Origin of the sequence: Streptomyces sp. YIM 98790 (genome assembly GCF_011421595.1) — a bacterium.
Classification (GTDB): Bacteria; Actinomycetota; Actinomycetes; order Streptomycetales; family Streptomycetaceae; genus Streptomyces.
Genome location: NZ_WTLH01000363.1, coordinates 1 through 2,045, shown reverse-complemented (window position 1 = coordinate 2,045; position 2,045 = coordinate 1). Strand labels below are relative to the sequence as shown.

1 protein-coding gene and 1 tRNA gene are annotated in these 2,045 nt (G+C 75.8%); one reads left to right on the top strand and one right to left on the bottom strand.

Annotated elements, in window-relative coordinates; all coding sequences use genetic code 11:
• Nucleotides 1-258: 258 nt before the first annotated feature.
• Nucleotides 259-331, bottom strand: a tRNA-Arg gene (locus GQS09_RS28025).
• A gap of 269 nt (nt 332-600) precedes the next feature.
• Between GQS09_RS28025 and GQS09_RS28020 the strand changes: the two genes are divergently transcribed.
• The coding region (locus GQS09_RS28020; protein ID WP_165990318.1) for a dynamin family protein at nt 601-2,045 on the top strand (1,445 nt) is incomplete at its 3' end.

The following is a 2,045-nucleotide window of genomic DNA, read 5'->3' as shown; positions in this document are numbered from 1 at the left end:
GGCCGTCCGCGGCGGCCGGGGCGCACCCGCTCCGGCCGCCGCGCCGCACCGCCGGCGGGCGCGCCCGGCCCACTCCGGAAGCGCATCGGAGCAGCACACGATCTTCCCAAGGTGAGGAAACGGAAGCCCGAGCCGCCATGATCACGATTGCCGCCGCGGCCGTGCCCCTGTCGGGTGACGGCCGTCCGGCGCAGTGCGGCTCCCCCACGCAGAGCCTGACCGGCAGCGCCCGCCACCGCGGCGCGGGGGAGCCCGAGGCGCCCCCGGCAGGACTCGAACCTGCGACCAAGTGCTTAGAAGGCACCTGCTCTATCCGCTGAGCTACGGAGGCGGGACCCCGGCGAGGACGTCCGCCCCGCCGCCGGTGCGCCGGGCACAGGATATGGCTTCGGGGAGTGCGTCCTTGCCGCGTCACCGGCACCTGCGCGGACGGGAGCCAGCACTCCGCGGCCAGGTGTGGAGATCCGGTGAAGCAGCCCCGATAATCGCAGGCGCGCTCCGAGCGCGCAGCGATTTCGACGCCCCGCTGCGGGGGTGTTGCGCACTCGTTATGCCGGTGAGAGCGCTCCGGCGCGCGGCTTCTCGCGAGTTCGGCGGAATATGCTTCTGATATCGCCCGAAATTGGGCATTCTTCTCGTGTGGCGATCTTGGAGGCACGGCCCGATCTGGTGGACGCGCTCACCGCACTGCGGGAGCGCATCGCCGCCGCGCGCTTCCCGCTGGCGCTGCCCGGCGCCGAACGGGCGCGGCGATCCCGCTCCGAACTGCTGACCCAGCTGGACGGCTATCTGGTACCCAGAGTGCGGGAACCGGACGCCCCGCTGCTGGCCGTGGTCGGCGGCTCCACCGGCTCCGGAAAATCGACCCTCGTCAATTCCCTGATCGGCCGCCGGGTCACGCCCGCGGGGGTGCTCCGGCCCACCACCCGCACCCCCGTCCTGGTCTGCCATCCCGACGACCACCACTGGTTCGCCGGGCCCCGTGTCCTCCCCGTGCTGGGCCGGGTCTGGCTGCCCCGCGACCGGCGCGACGAGCACGCCCCCGCCGTGCCGCCCGCCGCCACCGAGGACGGCCGGCCCGCCCTGGCCGTGGAGACCTCCCGCGCCATCCCCGCCGGACTGGCCCTGCTCGACGCCCCGGACCTCGACTCGGTGGCGGCCGGCACCCGCGACCTGGCCGCGGACCTGATCGCCGCCGCCGACATCTGGGTACTCGTCACCACCGCGGCCCGCTACGCCGACGCCACCCCCTGGAACCTGCTGCGCACCGCCCGCGAGTGGCACGTCACCCTGGCCACCGTGCTGGACCGGGTGCCGCACCAGATCCTGCCGGAGGTCTCCCGCCACTACGCCTCCCTGCTGGAACGGGCCGGGCTGGGCGACGTCCCCCGGTTCACCGTCCCCGAACTGCCCGAGTCCGCCGGAGGCTCCGGCCTGCTGCCCACCAGCACGGTCTCCGCGCTCCGCCAGTGGCTGGGCCAGCAGGCGCAGGATCCGGCAGCCCGCGCGGTGGCCGCCTCCCGCACCGCCTTCGGCACCCTGGGCTCCCTGCGCGGCCGGATCGCCGCCCTGGCCGGGGCCGCCGCCGCCCAGGCCGCCGCCGCCACCCGGATGGAGCAGCACCTGGCCGAGTCCTTCGACGAGGCCGCCCGCCAGGTGCGGGACGTGCTGGCCGCCGGCGGGCTGATGAGCGGTCAGGTCCGCGCCCACTGGCTGTCCTTCCCCAACGACAGCAGCAGCGACGAACTGATGGACGCGCTCACCGAGGCGCTGATCAGCCTGCTGGCCGAGGCACTCATCGCCGCCGGCGAGCGCACCACCCTGCGCTGGGAGCGCGAGCCCGGCGCCCCGCCGCGCCGCCACCGGCCGGAGAAGGTGCGGGCCCGCACCGGAATCCTGGTGCGGCGGCTGCGGCGCTGTCTGGAGGAGCTGGCCGAGGAGGAGGCGCGGGCCGTGCTCGACCCCGGCGCCGGACCCGGCACGGTCCCGGCGGGCCACCGGCCCTCCGGACCCGACACCGGGCGGCGGCGGGCACCCGGCGGCGG